The organism is Desulfosarcina widdelii, from assembly GCF_009688965.1.
In the GTDB taxonomy this organism is placed as follows: Bacteria; Desulfobacterota; Desulfobacteria; order Desulfobacterales; family Desulfosarcinaceae; genus Desulfosarcina; species Desulfosarcina widdelii.
Map to the genome: position 1 here is coordinate 4,789,443 of NZ_AP021875.1, position 19,640 is coordinate 4,809,082.

15 protein-coding genes are annotated in these 19,640 nt (G+C 53.3%); 8 read left to right on the top strand and 7 right to left on the bottom strand.

From position 1 onward, the window contains the following. Positions 1-362: 362 nt before the first annotated feature. The 6 genes from GN111_RS22035 (at position 363) to GN111_RS22060 (ending at position 5,868) form a co-directional block, all read left to right on the top strand. Complete coding sequence (locus tag GN111_RS22035) at positions 363-569, top strand: helix-turn-helix transcriptional regulator (RefSeq protein ID WP_331457672.1); 207 nt, start codon at positions 363-365, stop codon at positions 567-569. Beyond that, the gene (gene pilM, locus GN111_RS22040) at positions 472-1,638 is read left to right on the top strand and encodes a type IV pilus assembly protein PilM (RefSeq protein ID WP_331457673.1); all 1,167 of its coding nucleotides are present in this window, start codon (positions 472-474) and stop codon (positions 1,636-1,638) included. Before GN111_RS22035 ends, pilM begins: the two co-directional genes overlap by 98 nt. 65 nt (positions 1,639-1,703) lie before the next feature. Beyond that, a complete protein-coding gene (locus GN111_RS22045; RefSeq protein WP_170302407.1) occupies positions 1,704-2,213 on the top strand; it encodes a PilN domain-containing protein in 510 nt (169 codons plus the stop codon). Then, a complete protein-coding gene (locus tag GN111_RS22050; protein ID WP_155305827.1) occupies positions 2,210-2,851 on the top strand; it encodes a type IV pilus inner membrane component PilO in 642 nt (213 codons plus the stop codon). Before GN111_RS22045 ends, GN111_RS22050 begins: the two co-directional genes overlap by 4 nt. A gap of 4 nt (positions 2,852-2,855) precedes the next feature. Beyond that, positions 2,856-3,458 (top strand): pilus assembly protein PilP, encoded by a 603-nt coding sequence (locus GN111_RS22055; protein ID WP_170302408.1) that lies wholly within the window; start codon positions 2,856-2,858, stop codon positions 3,456-3,458. Position 3,459: 1 nt separating this feature from the next. After that, positions 3,460-5,868, top strand: coding sequence for a type IV pilus secretin PilQ (locus GN111_RS22060; RefSeq protein WP_155305829.1), 2,409 nt, complete (start codon positions 3,460-3,462; stop codon positions 5,866-5,868). A 151-nt stretch (positions 5,869-6,019) separates the two neighbouring features. On the opposite strand, the gene GN111_RS22065 is transcribed toward GN111_RS22060, so the two are convergent. The 5 genes from GN111_RS22065 to GN111_RS22085 form a co-directional block, all read right to left on the bottom strand. Further along, positions 6,020-6,676: an XRE family transcriptional regulator gene (locus tag GN111_RS22065; protein ID WP_155305830.1), complete on the bottom strand. Its 657-nt coding sequence runs from the start codon at positions 6,674-6,676 to the stop codon at positions 6,020-6,022. A gap of 187 nt (positions 6,677-6,863) precedes the next feature. Then, positions 6,864-8,030: a hydroxymethylglutaryl-CoA lyase-like TIM-barrel protein gene (locus tag GN111_RS22070; protein ID WP_155305831.1), complete on the bottom strand. Its 1,167-nt coding sequence runs from the start codon at positions 8,028-8,030 to the stop codon at positions 6,864-6,866. Between the two features lie 13 nt (positions 8,031-8,043). Continuing rightward, positions 8,044-8,826, bottom strand: coding sequence for an enoyl-CoA hydratase-related protein (locus GN111_RS22075; RefSeq protein WP_176603300.1), 783 nt, complete (start codon positions 8,824-8,826; stop codon positions 8,044-8,046). A gap of 33 nt (positions 8,827-8,859) precedes the next feature. Beyond that, a complete protein-coding gene (locus GN111_RS22080; RefSeq protein ID WP_155305832.1) occupies positions 8,860-10,008 on the bottom strand; it encodes an acyl-CoA dehydrogenase family protein in 1,149 nt (382 codons plus the stop codon). Positions 10,009-10,026: 18 nt separating this feature from the next. Then, positions 10,027-10,611, bottom strand: a complete 585-nt coding sequence (locus GN111_RS22085; protein WP_170302409.1) for a TetR/AcrR family transcriptional regulator — start codon at positions 10,609-10,611, stop codon at positions 10,027-10,029. A gap of 191 nt (positions 10,612-10,802) precedes the next feature. On the opposite strand from GN111_RS22085, the gene GN111_RS22090 reads away from it, so the two are divergent. Together GN111_RS22090 and GN111_RS22095 are read left to right on the top strand one after the other, a co-directional pair. Further along, positions 10,803-11,048 (top strand): hypothetical protein, encoded by a 246-nt coding sequence (locus GN111_RS22090; protein ID WP_155305834.1) that lies wholly within the window; start codon positions 10,803-10,805, stop codon positions 11,046-11,048. 39 nt (positions 11,049-11,087) lie between these two features. After that, positions 11,088-13,088, top strand: a complete 2,001-nt coding sequence (locus GN111_RS22095; RefSeq protein WP_155305835.1) for an oxidoreductase — start codon at positions 11,088-11,090, stop codon at positions 13,086-13,088. An 8-nt stretch (positions 13,089-13,096) separates the two neighbouring features. Here GN111_RS22095 and GN111_RS22100 read toward each other — a convergent pair whose 3' ends face one another. Continuing rightward, entirely contained in the window at positions 13,097-15,571 is a 2,475-nt protein-coding gene (locus GN111_RS22100) for a response regulator (RefSeq protein ID WP_155305836.1), read from the bottom strand. A gap of 42 nt (positions 15,572-15,613) precedes the next feature. Then, on the bottom strand, positions 15,614-19,594 hold the full coding sequence (locus GN111_RS22105; protein ID WP_155305837.1) for a PAS domain-containing sensor histidine kinase: 3,981 nt from the start codon (positions 19,592-19,594) through the stop codon (positions 15,614-15,616). Positions 19,595-19,640: the final 46 nt, after the last annotated feature.

The window sequence follows — 19,640 nt, forward strand, 5'->3', positions numbered from 1 at the left end:
GGCATGTCAATTGACCATTTAAGCATCGAATTGTCAAAAAAAGAAAGCGGATCACCATTGATTTTTACTCAGGTCTTTCGACGAGAGCAACCAGGTGCCCCTTAAGCACCAAAATGAAAAACCCGGGACCGTAGCCGGAAAAGATAAAAGGCCCCTGACACAAGATAAGGGTAATTATGAATAGGGTTCCACAATATAGCTTAAATAAACAAAATTATATATAAAAGTTGTATAATTTTGCTTGACAACGGTCTTTTTTATGTCTTGAATCATATGAAACGGTCAGCATCCCGGTTTAAAAATGTGTAGAATCTTCTTTGACAAGCGGACACTGTGATTGCTTTTTTGATTCCCACAAGACGATGGTTCAAATGGTGAAGAATTCATTAAAAGAAATAAGAGAATCCCTTCTGATGAGTAAATCGGAACTGGCGAGAGAAGCAAACGTATCTCCCATAACGATCACAAGGATTGAAGAGGGAAAACCGTGTCGGCTGGAAACCAAAAGAAAGATTTTGTTGGCTTTGGGTTACGGCCTTTCAGATAGTAAAAAAATTTTTGGTGAATAAAGAGCTGATCATGTTATTTGGAAAAAAAGACCGACTCATAGGCCTTGACATTGGATCCCGCAGTATCAAAGCAGCGGAAATTTCCGAAACCAAAAAGGGGAAGACCCTTGAACGGTTCGGAATTATCGACATTGCTCCCGGCCTGATTGAAGATGGCGCCATCAACAACGCGGAGCAGGTTTCCGATACAATTCGGCAGTTATTTAAAAATTACGGCATTAAAGGCAGTAATGTGGCGCTCTCTGTTGGCGGTTACTCGGTGATCGTAAAAAAAATCAATGTCCAGTCCATGTCGGAAGATCAACTTCAAGATACTATCAGTTTTGAAGCGGAACAATACATTCCCTTTGACATCGCGGATGTCAATCTGGATTTCCAAATCCTCGGCGAGAATGAAAGCAACCCCAACCAGATGAGCGTATTGCTGGTTGCCGCCAAAAAAGAGATGGTTAATGACTATGTCAATCTTGCCCAGATGGCCGGGTTGACCCCATGTGTCATCGATGTGGACGCGTTTGCCCTGCAGAATATTTACGAATTCAATGCCACTCCGGAAAAAAATGAAAATATCGCTCTGATCGACATCGGTGCAAGTAAAACCTCATTGAACATTCTAAAAGGCCAGACTTCCGTTTTCATGCGAGATGTATCGTTGGGTTGCGGCCAGATCAACCAGAAAATTTCCTCGTTGATCGACTGTTCGATAGAAGAAGCTGAGCAGATCAAGTTTGGAGAACAGTCCGAGAAAATTACAGCCGGAGACCTTTCGGACATCATTTCCTCCGTTGTTTCGGACTGGTGTACGGAAATCAGGCGGGCCCTGGATTTTTTCTATTCGACTTATCCGGACGACCAGATCAAAAGGATAATTCTCAGCGGTGGCGGTGGTAACATTAAGGAATTCAGGCAATTGCTGTCTGTGGAAACCTCGGCCGAAGTTGCGACAATCAATCCCTTTGAAGGGTTTTACATAGATGAGAATCGGTTTGATGTGGAATTTCTAAAACGGATTGCTCCCCAGGCATCGATTAGCATGGGGCTGGCAACGAGAAAAGTTGATGATAAATGATACGCATTAATTTACTCCCATTTCGAGCCGCACGGAAAAAAGAAGATATCAGGCGACAAGTATCCGTGTTTGTGTTGTCACTGGTTATGGTGCTGATCGTTGCCGGTTGGTGCAGCTATTATTTGTCCGGCAAGATAAAAGCGCTGAACAAACAGATTCAGAGCACCCAGGAACAAGTCAACAAGTACAATAAAATCAACCAAGAGATTGCTGATATCAAGAAAAAGCTGGAGCTTTTAAACAAGAAGATCGATGTCATTAAAACCCTGGACATCACCCGCAAGGCCCCTGTCGAGTTGCTCGACGACATGTCCCGATTGATCGTGGAAAAACGAATGTGGTATACTGACTTAACCGAAAAAGGGGGGCAGGTAACCGTTGTGGGAATCGCCTTGGACAATCCTACTGTCGCGGAATTCATGACGCGATTGGAAAAGTCCAAAAGCTATCAAGATATCAGATTGGTTTCCATTAACAAAAACGATTCCATCAAGGGATTGGCCCTGAAAACATTCAGAATCAAATTTTCGAAGTCGCTTCCAAAGACACAACCTAAACAGGTATCGAAGAAATGAAGAAGGGTACAGCGGTTTCAACCGAAAAAGTCAATCCGGTTTTTGAGAAGCTTGAGCAGCTTACCAAAATACAGCGAATCGGAATATGGATCGGCGTCCTGGTCCTGATTGTGGCGGCATTCGTTTACTTTTCCTACCTTCCAAATTTCAAGCAAATCGATAAGCTCAGAAATAAACTGGCAAAAATTGAAAAACAGCTTGAAGTTGCCAAAAAGAATGCACGGGAATTAAATGCATTCAGAAAAAAAATGCAGGAAGCTGAAGATCAATTCAAAATTGTGATGCAGGCCCTGCCCGAAAAAGAGGAAATTCCAACACTGCTTACCGGGATATCCAGAGCGGGGAAAGACGCGGGCTTGGAATTCATATTGTTTCAACCCAAGCCGGAGAGAAAAAAAGACTTCTATGCGGAGATTCCCGTAGCGATCAAGGTGATCGGCGGTTATCATGGGGTGGCCACGTTTTTCGAAAATGTCGCTGAATTGAACCGAATCGTCAACATCAGGGATGTGCACATGGTCCCGGATAAAGGTAGCGAGAAGCTGCTTACCAATTGTTCGGCGGTCACCTATAAATTTCTTGAAGAGTCCGAGCAACCAAAAAAGAAAAGTAGAAAATCCAAGAGGAAGAAGAAGTAAAGCCATGCGAATGCAAAATAGACAATCATTTAGTTTTGTTCTTCTTTTTCTGATGATATTTTTTCTCTCCTGGGGGTGTGGAGGGAAAGAAGAACCAGCCAAAGCTCCGGTGGTCAGTAAGAAAATTGCCGTCAAGAGCAAGGATCAAGCACAGAAAGAAGGCGAAACCGTAAAAACGGAGACTTCCGCGAAAAAGCCGGAGAAGGCTATGGTCGGGCAGGAGGGTCAGGCAACAACGCGCATCTATGACCCCAAGCAACGCATCGATCCGTTTGCACCGGTTTTCGGGACCAAAAAAGAAGATACCGAATCGAAAGAAAGAAAACGAAAAAAACGGATTCCGCAAACGCCGCTGGAACGAATCAGCCTGGATCAGTTGAAACTGGTGGCCATTATTCGGGCCTCGACAGGTAATCGTGCCCTTGTTGAAGATGCCATGGGTAAGGGATATATCATCCGAAACGGGACCTATATTGGCCTGAATTCAGGGATGGTTACCCAGATCAATGCCAACAGCGTGATTGTTGAAGAAGAGGTTGAAAACCTTAAAGGGGATTTTGTTCTTCAAAGCACCGAAATAAAACTTCAGAAACCAGCTGGAGAGTGATATGCACAACTTCAGGATCAAGCTTTCAAAAAAATTGGCACTTGTTTTTTGTGTTGGATTGGTTGTTGCCTTTACCTATGCAGGATGTGCAACCCAGCAATCTGGTTCTAAAGCAGGTGCGACCGGTGTTGATTCTTCTCAGGCATTGGAGATAACTTCCGTTGAAGTGTCTGAAACGTCCGATTCAATGGCGGTGGTCATCGACGGACCTGACCCGTTGACCTACACGTCGGTGAAACAGCCGGCGCCTCTGGGAGTAATTCTCTATTTTCCCAATACCCGTCTGAATGTTTCACAAACCGACATGCAGTCTAACGGTGATCCCATCGTATCGGTTCATGCCGGCCAAATCGAAACCCAACAGACCACCACAAGGATTGAAATCCTGCTGAATACGGATGTTCCCTATAATGTGGTGCAAAATGGAACTTCTTTGGCCGTTCGTTTTGATAAGCGTTCGGTTGCTTCAACCGAGGCCGAAACCAAGGCGACTGAAAAATCCGCTTTGACAACCCAAGAAGACGATGCCACATCTTCACCCGTGTTGGTGTCGTCAGGAGCCAGTTCGACTCAAGCTTCAGGTGTTTATCAGGGCACGGGCATACCGATTGGAAAAGAAGATCAGATATGGGTGAATCGAATTGATTTCCTGGGAGAAACCGGAGGCCGGTCCACATTGTCCATCGAAACGACGGCCAAGGTCGATTACAAGATAGAGAAAGTGTCCGACAAACTTCTCGAGCTGCGTTTGATGAATGCCAACATTGCTGAATTCAGACAGCGCCCGCTGATTACCACTCGCTTTGAAAGCGCCGTCAATCGGATTATGCCCATTCAGCTGCCTTCCATGAAGGATTTTTCACTGTTTTCCATCGAATTGAGAGAGCCTGTACCCTATTACACCGAGCAGGTTGGCGCATTGCTGCTGGTTCACTTCGACGCCTCTTCCATACCGCCTGCGCCTGCTGATGAAAGCAATCTGCCGGACTGGAAAAAAGCCCTTGTAGAAACCGTGGGGCCGGCGGATGTGGTGGCCTCTTATTCTTCAGGATCGGAAAAAAACAGTAAAATCAATACTCCCGGGGAGGCTTTGACCGGGGGAGACCGGCCCGATACCGCCGAATCGGAAGATCTGCTTTTAGAGGCCGACCAGGCCATGGTGCTAACAAAGAAGGTGAAAAAATACACCGGTGAAAAGATCGCGCTGGATTTTTTCCAGACAGACATCAAAAATGTCTTCCGGATTCTGCGGGAGGTCAGCGGAAAAAACTTTGCGATTGACAAGGATGTCCAAGGAAAAGTTACCCTTACGCTGGACAAACCTGTTCCCTGGGATCAGGTCATGGATCTGGTGCTGCGGATGAACCAGCTGGGCATGGTGGTTGAGGGTGATATTGTAAGAATTGCGACCCTGGCAACCCTTAAAAAAGAGAACGATCTCCGCAAGGCGCAAATTGCCGCCATGCAGAAGGAAAAAGAGCAGATCAAGGCACTGGAGCCGCTGCAAACGCGTTACATTCCGATCAGTTATTCGGATGCTGCCAAAGAGGTGGTTCCCCACTTGCAAAGTATTGTTACAAAAGATCGCGGGTCGGTTACCGTTGATACGAAAAACAATCAGATTATCATCACGGACACCGCTGAAAAAATCGCCCAGGCAGAAAAGATCGCCAGACAGATCGACAAGGTCACCTCTCAGGTGGTGATCGAAGCCCGAGTCGTTGAGATCACCGAAAGTTATTCGAGGGATCTGGGATTCACATGGTCGGGAGATGTGGGGCCCATTGCACTTAACGACAAGGTTTCTCTCGGTGGATCCGTGGCCATGAATTACCCCGCCTCTTCGACTAGCGGTATCGGGTTCAGCCTTACTCGCGTTCTGGATACTCCATTTGCCTTGGATGCAGAGCTTTCCGCAATCGAATCCAACGGAAACGGCAAGATCCTTTCAGCCCCCAAAATTGTTACGCTCAACAATAAAAAAGCGACAATCAAGCAGGGTCAGGAAATCGGCTATCTGGAGAGGGATTCAGCGGGCGGGTCCTCCGTAAAGTTCAAAGATGTGGATTTGCTTCTCGAAGTTACCCCCCATGTGACTCCTGACAACCGCATTTCTCTAACGATATTGCTGAAAAAAAACGATGTTACCGATTTTGTAGATGGGGGCCCCGTTATTTCCACCAACGAGGCCAACACCCAGCTTCTGGTCAACGATGGCGATACGATCGTGATTGGCGGCATCATTAAATCCTCGGAAACCAAAACAAAGACAGCTTTTCCGGGCCTTCACAAGATTCCGGTGCTTGGGTGGTTGTTCCAAAATAATATCGATGATAAAGACGATAACGAATTGCTGATTTTTCTGAATCCAAAAATTGTTCAACTGGAACAGCGTTCATCAGAATTATAACTGTATTTTCAAATGACACTTTTCGTCAGGTAATTCAGGAGATCATTTCACAACGACTCGCTTGACTTTCTGCAAAAATACTGAAGCCGGAGGCCGGATGATTGACATCCGAACTCCGGCTTCAGTTTTTTACCTTGCTGCCCCTAAAATCCTAACCCCCGTAAAGAACCGCCAAAATGGTGGCCTGGCCGCTGGCGGCGGCAATCAAGTGAGGTGTGGTGGACAGGTAGTAGGCGCTGTCCCCGGGCTCCAGATTGAAATGATCGTCTCCGATGTCCAGTGAAACCGCTCCTTCCAGCACATAGATAAACTCCTCACCGTCATGGACGGAGCGCTGCTGGTCCGGCGCTTCCTCCAATTGGACAATCAGGGATTCCATGTGGCGGCCTTTTACTTCCGGGGCCAAGCTTCGGTAGGTGTAGGCCTGTTTTTTTCCCTTCTGGGAGGTGGATCGGGAGACGATTTTCTGGTCTCCCTTACGGGTGATGGCATATAGTTTTTCGCCCACCCCGGAAACCAGGCGGCCGAAAGCGCTGTCCAAGGCTTTTGACAGCTTGATGGCCGTGCCCAACTGGGGTTGGACTTCGCAGTTTTCGATACTGGCGAGCAGTTCCACCTCGAAACCGGTCATGTGGGACAACTCATCCAGGGAGATGCCCTTGGACTCGCGGATGGTCTTGATGCGCTGCCCGATGTCTTCGCGTTCGCCCTCCGATGAGGCACAACTGTCGGTAGATTTGTCGATTCGACCGGTAAGATCTTCGAAGTAATCCACGTTAATGTGGGGTTTTTTCCCGCTTGTTTCCATGGTAATGCTCCTGCTATTGATTTTTTTATTCTTTGACAGCGGCGTAAAAAGTCCGATATCTGCGAACCGTGTTCATCCCTCGTCACTATGGAGTACCCATAAGTACAACCCGTTACTCGGGAACCGCAAGCCTTGATCTCGAACCTTTTACGACGCTGAAACGATTTTTTGTGTGTTCAACTTCTTGTCAGGGCCGATAGCGCTCCGGCAGTACGGCCTTTCCTCCCCATTCGGCAGGAACGTTCTGACCGGCAGATTCGCCGAATTTTTCCTTGATTTTTTTCAACCCCGGCCGGGCAAATTTCAGATGCCCCTCCTTGAGGGTACGGCCGTTGATTACCGCCTCGCTACGCAGCCGGTGGCCCACGGTGCGTTCCAACTGGCGTCCCAGCCACAGCACCCGGTCCACATTGTATCCGTGCTCGATGCCCATCTCATCGATCTGCACGAGCATATCTTCCAGGCATGTCAGCCCCACATAGCGGGGGTCCTCGTAGTAATACTCGCCCGTGCCGGGCACCGGGCAATCGTCCAGGAAATTGGCCGGCTGACCGCCCAGACCGCCCAGGGTGCCCTCAAAATGGCAGATGCCGGCTTGCAGGGCGGCCAGCACAGAAGCCGAGGCCACCCGCTTGGTTTCATGGAAATGCGCAATATGCACGGAAGTATCCGGAATCTCGTCCAGAATCATGGAAAAGTAGCGGTAGACTTCCGGTGCCGATGCGCTGCCGTCGTGGTCGGCGTGCTCAATGTCCGTTGCGCCGATCTCCAGCCATCGCTTGGTGAACTCCACGGCATCCTTGAGTTCGGTTGCTCCGGCAATGGGGCTGCCCCAGATGGTGCTGACGGTGCCGCACATTTTCAAACCGGCATCCCGACATTTACGGATGGCGCTTTCGCACTCTTTCCAGTACGCGGGCAAGGTGGTCCCGGAATTGGCGAAATGGTGTTCTTCCTCGGTGGAAACCATCATCAGACAACGGTCCGGCCCCACGCCCTTTTTGGCCAGTTCGATGGCCCGATCCACGGACGGCTCGCGAATGGTTACCGCCGTGATGGTGATTTCGTCCGGGTCGACGCCCCGTTTTTTGCAGCGGGCCTTGAATCGGTCGCTGCGCAAGTGGGCCAGCACCTCCTCGGCGTCGCTGAACTGGGGCATCAGGTAGGGATTGCCCAGGTTGGTCACCTCGATATTCCTGCAGCCGGCAAAAATCATTTCTTCCGCGTAGAAAATCTTGGCCCGGGTGGAGACGAATTTTTCCAGGTGCTGGAACCCATCCCGAACGGTGATGTCCCCCAAGGTCACTTTCTTAGGCATTCGCGGAAAGATTTTCCAGTAGTCGTATTCGGTCATGATATCCTCCTTTTTATAATCCCTTGTAAACCGGTTTGCGCTTTTCCCGAAATGCGGCCAGGCCTTCAAGGCGATCTTCGGTGGGTATGCAGACCCAGTAGGCGTTGGATTCGATGGCCAGACCGGTGGAAAGGTCCGTTTCCATGCCGTAGTTGATGGCGTACTTGGCCTGTTCGATGGCCACGGGGCCGGTTTCGCAGATCTCGGCAGCCATCTCGCGGCAGGTGGCGATGAGGTCTTCGGGCTTACAGATCTTGTTCACCAGGCCAATCTCAAGGGCTTCGTCCGCGCCGATCCGTTTTCCGGTAAAGATCAGTTCCTTGGCTTTGCCTTTGCCCACCAGACGCGGCAGACGCTGGGTGCCCCCGGCGCCGGGGATGATGGCCAAGCGGGTTTCGGTTAGTCCCATGGTAGCGTTCTGCGAGGCAATGCGGATATCCGAAGCCAGGGCCAGTTCCGTGCCTCCGCCTAAGGCCACACCGTTGACCGCGGCGATCACCGGCTTGTTGAGCTGTTCAATTTCGGTAAAGAGGTTGCGAATGGTATAGATGTATTCCTTTACCTGAATGGGCGACAGGGTCGCTCTTTCTTTCAGATCGGCTCCGGAGCAGAAGGCCCGATCGCCGCTGCCCGTGACGATTACGACCCGCACGTCCGGGTCGAAACGGATTTCGGCGATCTTGGCTTTGAGGGCGTGCAGCAGGGCAAAGTTGAAGGAATTCATCACTTCGGGCCGGTTCAGCGTGATTACGGATACGCCTTCCTGCTGTTCGCTGAGCAAAATGGATTCGTTCATACGATTCTCCTTTATGGTCCCGATTCCTGGCGGTCAGCAGCCGATGTATCGGGAAATGACGAGGCGCTGAACCTCGGAGGTGCCTTCGCCGATGTCCAGCAGCTTTTGATCGCGGTAGAACCGTTCCACGTCGTATTCCTTCATCAGTCCGTAGCCGCCGTGAATCTGTACGGCGTGGTTGGCCACACGGCCCATGAGTTCGGAACAGTAGAGCTTGGCCATGGCGGCTTCCTTTTCGAACGGCCGTTTTCGGTCCCTGAGCCAGCAGGCTTTGTAAAGCAGGTTGCGGCCGCACTCGATCTCCATGGCGCTGTCGGCCAGCTTGAAGGCCACGGCCTGAAATTTGGAGATGGGTTGGCCGAACTGCTCGCGCTTCTGGGCGTATTTGAGGGCCGTGTCGTAGGCCCCCTGGGCGCCGCCCAATCCCATGGCCCCGATGGAAAGGCGGCCGCCGTCCAGGGTCTGAAGCATTTGATGGAATCCGTCCCCCTGACGTCCCAGAATGTTTTCTGCCGGAACCCGCACGTCGTCGAAATAGAGTTCGGCCGTGTTGGAGGCGCGCCACATCATCTTTTTTTTCATGGGGACGGCTTTGAAGCCCTTGGTGCCGCTTTCAACGATAAAGCAGGTATATTCGGGTTTGCCGTTGGCGCGGGTGCCCGTAATGGCCTGCACGGTTACCCCCAGGGTCATTTCGCTGGCTGCGTTGGTGATGAAAATTTTGGAGCCGTTGATCACCCATTCGTTGCCGTCGCGCACCGCAGTGGTTTTGGAACCGCCGGCATCGGAGCCGGCGGTGGGTTCGGTAAGGCCGAATCCCCACAAGGCCTCACCGGAGCAAAGTTTGGGAAGATATTTTTTTTTCTGCTCTTCATTGCCGAAGTAATACAGCGGTCCGATGCCCAGCGAGTTGCCAGCGGCAATGGTGGCCGCCTGGGATCCGTCTACCCGGGCGATCTCCTCTACGGCGATGATGTAGGAGATGTAGTCCATGGCCTGGCCTTCGTAGGCTTCCGACACGAACATGCCAAACAGACCGATTTCCCCCATTTTGCGGGTGAGGTCGGTCGAAAATTCCTCCGCCTCGTCCAGATCCAGAGCCACCGGCGCAATTTCACTCTGGGCGAACTTGCGCACCTCCTTGCGAATCATTTCCTGTTCTTTGGTCAAGTCAAAATCCACAACGGCCTCCTTTCGGTCTCAAGGGATGTCGGTTTTTCCCTGTTTCAGCCCGGTTATGATGAACGTTTCGTAGATGTCGGCGATCTCCCCCACCTTCAGGCGGCCGCCAGGGTTGTACCAGGTGGCACCGGCCGTGCAAAGTGTAAGAATGGCATAGGAGAGGATTTTTACGTCAACGTCGGCAAAGACGCCTTCTGCGGTTCCCTGCCGGATGAGGTCCTGGAAAATCGTTTCGTACTCGTCCCTTTTTTTAACGATGGCGCGATAGTGTTCGGAGGTGAGGCCCCGCAGTTCGCTGTTGGCGATGAAGTTCTCCTTCTGCCGTTCCAGATGAAAACGGACATGGCTGCGCACCGCCGTTCGCATACGCTGTTCCACGCCCGCCACCGCGGCCAGACGGTCCTTCAGATAGGTGGTCAAATCGTCCATGGTGGACTTGAGAATGTGGTAAAGCAGGTCTTCCTTGCTGGCATAGTGATAGTAGATGCTGGCCTTCTGGATGCCGCTGCCCCTGGCGATGTCGCTGATGCTGGTGGCAAAGTACCCCTTTTTGAAAAAAAGATTTATGGATACGGATTTGATGGTCGCTTTCATGTCGGTCATGGGGGCGGCTCCCGTGATGACGGGCATCGATTGACGGTAATCCGCGACGGATAGCGCAGTAGTGAGTTTACCGACCGGTCGTTAGGCAGTCTCTTTTTACGTGCCGGGCTTCCGGTTGTCAAGCCAAAAATCCATTTGAACGGGCAAAATTGTTGGTGATTCGGCCCGTCTTTTTGTGTATCATGCCAATCATGGACGAAAAGCAGAAAAAACATCGCGTTTTCAAGGAAAAGGGAAAAATTGGACAGGTGACGCACTGGGATCTGGATTACCTGTCCAGGGAAGAAATCAATGATCTCTATGTGCAAAAGCGAGAGAAAAATCACCGGGAATCGCATCCGGAACATCGGTCCGGCGGCAAAAAACTGGCGTTGATGCTCATCGGGATGGGGCTTGCTTTGCTGGCAGGCGCGCTTTTTCTGGCATCCCGGCTCTGATGGAACGATGAATCGAAAGTTCGAGACAGGAGAGAAACGATGATGGATGTTTTGTTCCAGCCCATTACGATCAACCAGCTTGAGATAAAAAACCGGATCTACCTGCCCGCCATGCATCTGGGCATGGCCGCCGATTACCAGGTGACCGATCAGTTGACGGCCTTTTATGCCGAACGCGCCAAAGGCGGTGCGGGCATGATCTGTGTGGGCTATGCCACCGTTGACGAGTTGTCCGGCAACACCCAGAATATCGGCGCCCACGAGGACAGCTTTATCCCCGGTCTGAGCCGGCTGGCCGAAGCCATCAAGGGCAACGGCGCCCGCAGCGCCGTCCAGCTCAACCACGCCGGCCGCTATAACTTCTCTTTTTTTTTGAACGGAAAGCAGCCCGTTGCGCCTTCACCGGTGGCGTCGCGGATGACCCGGGAAACCCCCAGGGAAATGACCCTGGACGAGATTCAGGCGACCGTCGAGGCCTTTGCCGCAGCCGCCGGCCGTGTCAAGGCCGCCGGTTTCGATTCGATCGAAGTGCTCAGCGGGACCGGGTACCTGATCAGCGAATTTCTGTCCCCGCTCACCAACCAGCGGTCCGACCGGTATGGCGGCAGCCTCGAAAACCGGATGCGGTTCGGTTTGGAAATCATGGCCGCCATACGCCGTGTTGTGGGCGACGAGTATCCATTGATCGTGCGCATGAACGGCAACGATTTCATGCCTGGTGGCAACGGTTCGGCGGAATTGCGGGAATATGCCAAGGCCCTGGCCGCCGGTCCCGTCGACGCCCTTTGCATCAACGTGGGCTGGCATGAAGCGCGGGTCCCACAGATTGTCGCCGCCGTGCCGCGTGGGGTGTTTGCCTATCTGGCCAGAGGGATCCGGGAGCTTGTGGATGTGCCGGTGATCGCCAGCCACCGCATCAACGACCCGGCCACGGCCCGTGAGATGATCGCCGACGGCATGTGCGACATGGTGGCCATGGGGCGCAGCCTGATTGCCGATCCCTATCTGCCGGAAAAGGCCAAGTCAGGCCGGGAGGCGGACATCGTTCATTGCATTGCCTGTGCCCAGGGATGTTTCGATCATCTGTTTCAACTCAAGCATGTGGAATGCATGTGCAACCCCCGGGCTGGACACGAAAACGAGCTCGTGGCAGAGAAGGCGGTTCAACCGAAGAATATCATGGTCGTCGGCGGCGGCGCCGCCGGCATGAGTGCTGCGCTGGCCGCTCACAGTCGGGGCCATCGGGTGACGATCCATGAGCGTTCCAGCCGTTTGGGCGGTCAGCTTTATCTCGCAGCAGCCCCTCCCGGAAGAGAGGAATTCGCCTGTCTGGCCCGGGATCTGGCCCGGCAGGTTACACTGGCGAAAATTCCCGTGGTGCTCAATTGCGAGGCCGACGCCGCCTTGATCGAAGAAAAGGCTCCCGAAGGCGTCATTCTGGCTACGGGCGCTGCTCCCCTGGCTCCGCCGATTCCCGGCAGCGACCAGCCCCACGTCGTTCAGGCCTGGGATGTGCTGGCGGACCGGGCCCTTACCGGAAGACGGGTGGCCATCATCGGCGGAGGTGCCGTCGGCGTGGAGACGGCGCTTTTTCTGGCCGAAAAAGGTACCCTATCCGGAGAAGGCCTCAAATTTTTACTGGTGAACCGCGCCGAGGATCCGGAGACCCTTTTTCAGATGGCCACGCGGGGCACCAAGGAAGTGATCCTGGTGGAAATGTTGGACAAGGTTGGCAAGGATATCGGTAAGTCCACCCGTTGGGGAATGATGCAAGACCTCTCGAGAATCGGCGTAACCACCGTTACCCAGACCACGGTGGTCGCCATCACGGCCGACGGGCTCGAAGTGGAAAAGGACGGCAAACGGGAAACGATTGCCGCGGACAGCGTAGTCATCGCTGCCGGTTCCGGTTCAAACAATCCCCTCCAACCGGTGGTGGAAGAGAAAAATATCGCCTTTCAGGTCGTCGGGGATGCCGGCAGGGTGGGCCTGGCCTTTGATGCGGTGCATCAGGGGTATAAGGCGGGCATGACGATATAAGTCATTGTTTATTGCGGTTCCAGCACCTCGCGAACCGCATGGGCAATGGATTCCATGGTCAGGGGTTTCATCAGAACGCGGCGAATACCGATGGATTGGGCCCGCTGGGGGTCGAACACTTCGGAGAACCCTGTGCATACGATGATGGGGGTGCTCGGCCGGATCTCCAGCATTTGACGGGCCATCTTGTCGCCGGTCAGACCGGGCATGTTGTAGTCCGTCACCACCAGATCGAACCGAAAGGGATCTGTTTTGAAGGTTTCCAGGGCTACGGTGCTTCCGACGACAGCGGTTACCCGATAGCCGAGACGCCGCAGCATCTCCCTGCCGATTTCGACCAGGTCCTTTTCGTCATCCACCAGCAGGATATGTTCGTTACCGCGCGGTATGCTGATCGGCTTTGCACCGTTTTCCGAGGCATCGTCTCCGGATACCGGTAAAAATACAGTAACGGTCGTGCCTTTACCCACGACGCTGTCCACAGCGATTTCTCCGCGATGGCTTTTCACGATACCGTGAACCACTGCCAGCCCCAAACCGGTTCCCTTGCCCTTTTCTTTGGTGGTAAAATACGGATCGAAAATTCGTTCGAGAATCGCCGGACTGATGCCTGTTCCCGTGTCGGAAACGACAAGCCTGACGTATGAACCCGGCTCCAGGTTCAAGGCGCCGACATCTTCGGCTTCCCCAATGGCTCTCTGTTCCAGGGAGACGCTCAGAATGCCGCCGGTTTCCAGCATGGCATGATAGGCATTGGTACACAGGTTCATGATAATTTGATGGATCTGGGTCGGATCGCCCATAACGGCGCGGTCCGCTTTGATTTTGGACTGAACCCGGATATCGGCCGGCAGGGAAGTCTGCAAGAGCTTGAGGACTTCTTTGACAATGGGAGAAACTTTGACCGGCGCCTGAAGCTGCTCCTGCATGCGACTGAAGGAAAGAATCTGTTCCACCAGGGCCTTGGCCCGGAGACCGGCATGGTGGATGGCTTTGAGTTTGGGATAAAGCGGGTGAGCGGTATCGTCGACATCCTGCATGCCCAGTTCGGAATAACCCAGCACGGCGCTTAAAATGTTGTTGAAGTCGTGGGCGATGCCGCCGGCAAGGGTGCCCAGGGCTTCCATTTTTTGGGCTTGTCTGAGCTGCCGTTCCAGTTTTTTCTTGTCTTCTTCGGCGCGAATCTGATCGGAAAGATCGATCAGGCTTTCAATAAAGCATTCCCGACCCTCCAGCGTCGTCCGCGAAACGGTTTTGAGCACCGGTACCCGACTGCCGTCGGCCGCGATCAAGAAGCGTTCCGATTGGTCCATCTCTTTGACCGAGGTCATGGGGCAGTTTTCTTCCTCTGAAGGGCAGAGCACTTCATGACAGATCTTGCCCCTGATCGATTCGGGATCGCTGCCCACCATGGCGGCGGCAGAGGGATTTACATAAACCAATTTATGGGTTTCGACGTCCACGATAATGATGCCGGTAGGAAGGGTATCCAGAATTTTTCGAAAACGGGAGGCATTTTCCCGAATCTCTTCGGCGGCTCGAACTGCTCGCAATGCTTCGCAACTGTATGACGCCAGGATCGTTCCGATTTCCCGGTCCTGGTCCAGGAAGGGCGCCGGTGTTTTGCTGTGCAGGGCCATGATGCCGGCAACACCGCCGAACTCATCGGGCAGGGGAAACAAAAGGGCCGAGCCATCCGTGTAGCCGTGCCAGCCACTGCCGTTCACCGTTTCGTCTTCGGCAATGTCATTTTCTAAAATGGGCTGGTTGCCGGCAATAGCCCGCTGGAAAAGCGATTTTTCCGGCAGGGGGAACGGAATGAATTCTGCTGCATGGCCGGGGTCCAGCGTGTGGATCAGCCGCAGACCGTTTTCTTCCTTGAGGTAAATGCTCCCTCCGGCAGCCAGCATGTGCTCCCCGAACGCTTCCAGCAGCTTGCCTCCGAATTCAACGACGTCGCTGCAGAAAGACAGGGATCGGGTCGTATCCACAATGTGACGCAGCCGGGCGTTGATCTGGGAAAGGTTCATGTTGGCCTGCCCCAGTTCGGCCGTTCGTTCTTCCACCAGTTGCTCCAGACGCAGCCGATAGGCCTGGTTCTCCTTCTTGAGCCGGGCTTTTTCCAGGGCCGCTTCCACTGCGTGGGTAAGCATGGAAAGATCCTGGATGGGTTTGAGGAGGTAATCCCAGGCCCCGCAGTGCAGCGCCTCAACGGCATCGTTGATCATGCCTGTGCCGGAGGCGACGATCAGCGGTGTCAACGGCGATTGCCGATTGATGGTTTCCAACACCTGGATTCCATCGACTTCAGGCATGCGCAGATCCACTATAACCAGATCCGGCTGTTCGTTTTGATAGATGTCCAAACCTTCACGCCCATTTTCTGCGGTTAAAATGTCGTACCCGCAGTCTTCCAGATGGGCACTGAAACTGTCGCGAATGGCTTTTTCGTCGTCGATAACCAGAATACGCGAAGATTTCATTAATTCATCCTTCCTGATAATGGGGCTTCACGGCATCCGGGCTCATGATTTTCCGGCTTTCGGCAGGCGGATGACGAATCGGGTACCACCGCCATCGACTGCATGGGCGTCCATTTTCCCGCCGTGGTTTTCCGTGACGATAAAATAAGAGACCGACAAACCCAGGCCCGTACCTTTGCCAACCGATTTGGTGGTGAAAAACGGCTCGAAGATCCTGCGGCGGGTCATTTCTTCGATACCCGGCCCGTTGTCCTCGATCTCCAGGCACACCCACCGATTCTCCTGGTGAACGCGCAGAACAAATGCAGGCGGACGCTTCTTTTCCGGCTGGGAGGCCATGGCCTCGGCGCCGTTTTTCAGAATATTCAAAAATACCTGCTGCAGTTTGCTGGCCTCGCACGGAACTTCGGGCACATTTGGATCATATTCCCGAATAATTTCTATTTGTTTAAAATCATATTGTTTTTTCATATCGTAATCGGTGCGGGCCAGATCGACTGTTCGATCCAAGAGGACAGCGAGGTCGTGACTGGAGACGACCCGATCGCTTTTGCGGGCGAAGCTGAGCATGTTCTTTACGATGGCCGCAGCCCGGTCTCCGGACTCGCGGATGTTTTCCAGCATGTTGGGCAGTTTGCGCAGCTCCATGTACTGCCTTATGGCTGTCATCGTTACTCCGGCTGTTTCGGCTGCCTTCCTGTTGGCCGGAAGATCGCCCAGCAGGCGATTTTCCAAAACGGCGGTGTTTTGAAGGATGCCGGCCAAAGGGTTGTTGATTTCATGGGCCATGCCCGCAGCCAGACCGCCCACGGAAAGCATTTTTTCGCTCTGAATCATCATCTCTTCCAACCGTACCCGCTCGGTTACGTCGTCAACGCGGATCACCGCGCCATCGACGCCATTGGCAACCAAAGGAAAAACGGTCACGTCCTCAAATCGGATTTCACTGTGCTGACGGCGCGGTATTTTTGGATCGTGGATCACCTGGCGATTCCGGATCGCGGTTTGGATGCGGGCCACTTCATCGATAAGAAAGGGAAACACATCGGCCAAAGGCTGTGCGTGCGCCTTTTCGAAGGGCATCCCCGTGACCCGTTCGGCCTGTTTGTTCCACTGGGTCACCCGACCGTCGGTATCGACGCCGATGAGTACCGACGGCATGGAATCGATGATGTTGGACAGGTAGTTGCGCAGCTGCCGCATTTCCTCCACGGCCTTTTTACGCTCGGTGATGTCCTGATAGGTACCCAGCACACCGATAATTTTTTCCTGGCTGTCGCGCATGGGCACCTTGCTGGTCTGCAGCCACCGGGATTTTCCGATGGGCAAAGGCCACTGTTTTTCGATATTGAGACGGGGCTGTCCCGTTTTCATGACGGCCTGATCGTTCTTACGAAAGACGGTGGCCAGGTCGGACGGAATCCATTCAAAGTCGTCTCTGCCGATCACTTCCTCGGGATTGGAAAACCCGGCATCTTCGGCAAACGGTCGGTTGCAACCCAAATAGCGCAGATCTGTATCCTTCCAGAAAACCCGTACCGGGATGGTATCGAGCACCAGCCGCAGCATGCGGTTGGCATCCGTCAGGGCTTCTTCGGCCCGCTTCCGTTCGCTGATGTCCAGAAAGGAACCGATGCTGGTCTGGGTGCCGGGAATCAGCCGCACCTTGAGCAGGGTCGGTATGACATTGCCCTGCCGATCGATCAGGCTGCATTCATACTGGCTCGGGGTATTGAGCGAGTCTTTTCTGCGATTGAAGTGGTAGACTTTTAAACGCTCGACGTCCTTGGGCGCGATGAGTTGGGTCCAGCTCATTTTACCCTCGATTTCGATGCGGTCATAACCGACCATTTGGGCAAATTCCCGGTTGACCATGGACAATGTTGTATCCGCCTCGCTGAGCACTGTTCCGGTGCCGGTGTTTTCGAACATCGCGCGATAGCGTTTTTCGCTGTCCTGGATGCGCGCTTCGGCCTCCCGCCGCGCGGTGATATCCGTCGCCAGGGCGACCACTGCCGGTTCTCCGAAGTCCTCGATATCGCAGGGGAGTTTGATCACCTCCAGCCATCGCGTAGCCCCGGAATGGTCCTGGAAGGGTTCTTCGCGAACGAACAGGGTACTGCCGCTGTCCATGGCCCGGCGGTCGTCAGCCAGATACCGGGCGACCTGATCCTTGTCGGGATGAATATCTGTCTGAAGCTTGCCGATCAGTTCCTCGACGGGCATGCGATAACGGTCCGCCACGGCCTGATTGACCATGAGAAAACGTCCCTCGGCATTTTTCGCGAAAATCATGGAGGGAACGATATCCATGATGCGCCGCAACATGCGTTCGTTGCGGCGCAGCTCTTCTTCGGCCTGTTTGAGGGCCGTGATATCGGTGTACATGGCCACCGCCCCGGTTTGGGTGCCGTCGAGCATGATGGGAGACCCGGCGACAATGACGTGAACTGTCCTGCCGTCTTTTCGATAACGCACCCCTTCGAAAGATTCGACGCGCTGGCCGGAAAGTACGGTCTGGACATTTTTTTCCACCTGCTGGCGGGCTTCCCGGCCTCCAACGAGATCGTCCAGTTTTTTGCCCAGGGCTTCGTCGCGGCGATAACCGAAAATTTTTTCCGCTCCGGGATTCCAGTCGAGCACCCGGTGGCGGGGATCAAGGGTGACGATGGCATCGGGGGCGTGATACAGCACCGATTCCAGAAAACCCCGTCGTTTCCTGATTTCTTCCTGAGCCTGTTTTTGTTCGGTCAGATCGATAATAAAGCCATCCAGGAAAAAATCTCCGTTGGGCAACTGCCGGGGTTTGGCCACCACACGATGCCAGTTGGGTCTGTCGGCGGTAATGTGCACCTGGATCACTTCATCTATCACCGAAGCATTTTCGATGGCCTCGACCTCGGCCCGGAATAAACGTTTTCGGTCTTTAGGAGCGATTTTATCAAAAAGTACATTTGCATCGGACAGAATTCGATCGACGGGTTCTCCGAAAAATTGCTCGGCATTGCCGGAGATATAGGTTGTTTTCCGAGTACCGTCCGGGGTGATGCGAGCTTGGAATAAGATGCCCCCGGGCAGGTTGTCGCTGAGGACCTGCAGCCGGTTCTCCATCTCCCGGGCGGATTGTTCGGCCAGTTTTTTTTCGGTGGTGACCTCCGCCAGAATGATGATCCCGCCGATGGTTCCCTTATGGGTCCGCCAGGGACGCAGAATTCGCCGCACCCATTCCACGGAACCATCCGGGCGGGTATAGGCCTCTTCCTCGTTTGTTATGGTCTCTCCATGAAGGCAGCGGTAATGTTGGGTTTTCCAGCGCTCGGGCAGAGGATCGAACACGTCGTAGTGATTGCGGCCAATGAGATCTTTATCGGGGAGCGCGAAATCGGTGATCCAACGGCGGCTGTAATGTAGATAGTTCATCTTCAGGTCGCACATGGCCACGGCCACCGGTGTGTAGGCGACAAAGAAGCGCAGCAGTTCTTCACGCGCTTTCAAGTCATCGAGTTTCTTACGCTGACCGGTAATGTCGTGGATGCTTTCGATGGCGCCGATCGGATTTCCATTGTCGTCACGAAGGGGACCGGCCACGTTCCTGAAAATCCCTTTTTTCAGCAAAGGATGACGATTCATGGTTTCCGAAACCAGCATATCGCCCCTGCGTTCCATATTCACATAATTTTGGGCCAAACGGTCATCCCAGTCGCTCACCAGATCGAGCATGACCGGTCGCCGCTCCCCGTAAAAAGGGAGGGCATATTCAAAATTTCCCTTTCCCAGCATGTCTTCGGCTTTGGTGCCTGTCAGTGTCTCCATGGCATGGTTCCAGGCGATGATCCGTTTTTCATGGTCGATGGCCATTATGGGGTCCGGAAAACAGTCGACGATCCGATGCATCTGCCAATTGTCTTTACGAAGCTCCGCGGCGGTTCTTTTCCACCTGCGTAGATCGATAAACAAGACGATGCCGAACAGCGCCAGTGCCGGCAGCACAATCAGGTTGAGCCAGAAGATAGCGGCGTTCATGGTTTACACCTTCCTTTTACAGCCTTGGGAGCATGCCGGCTGTGTT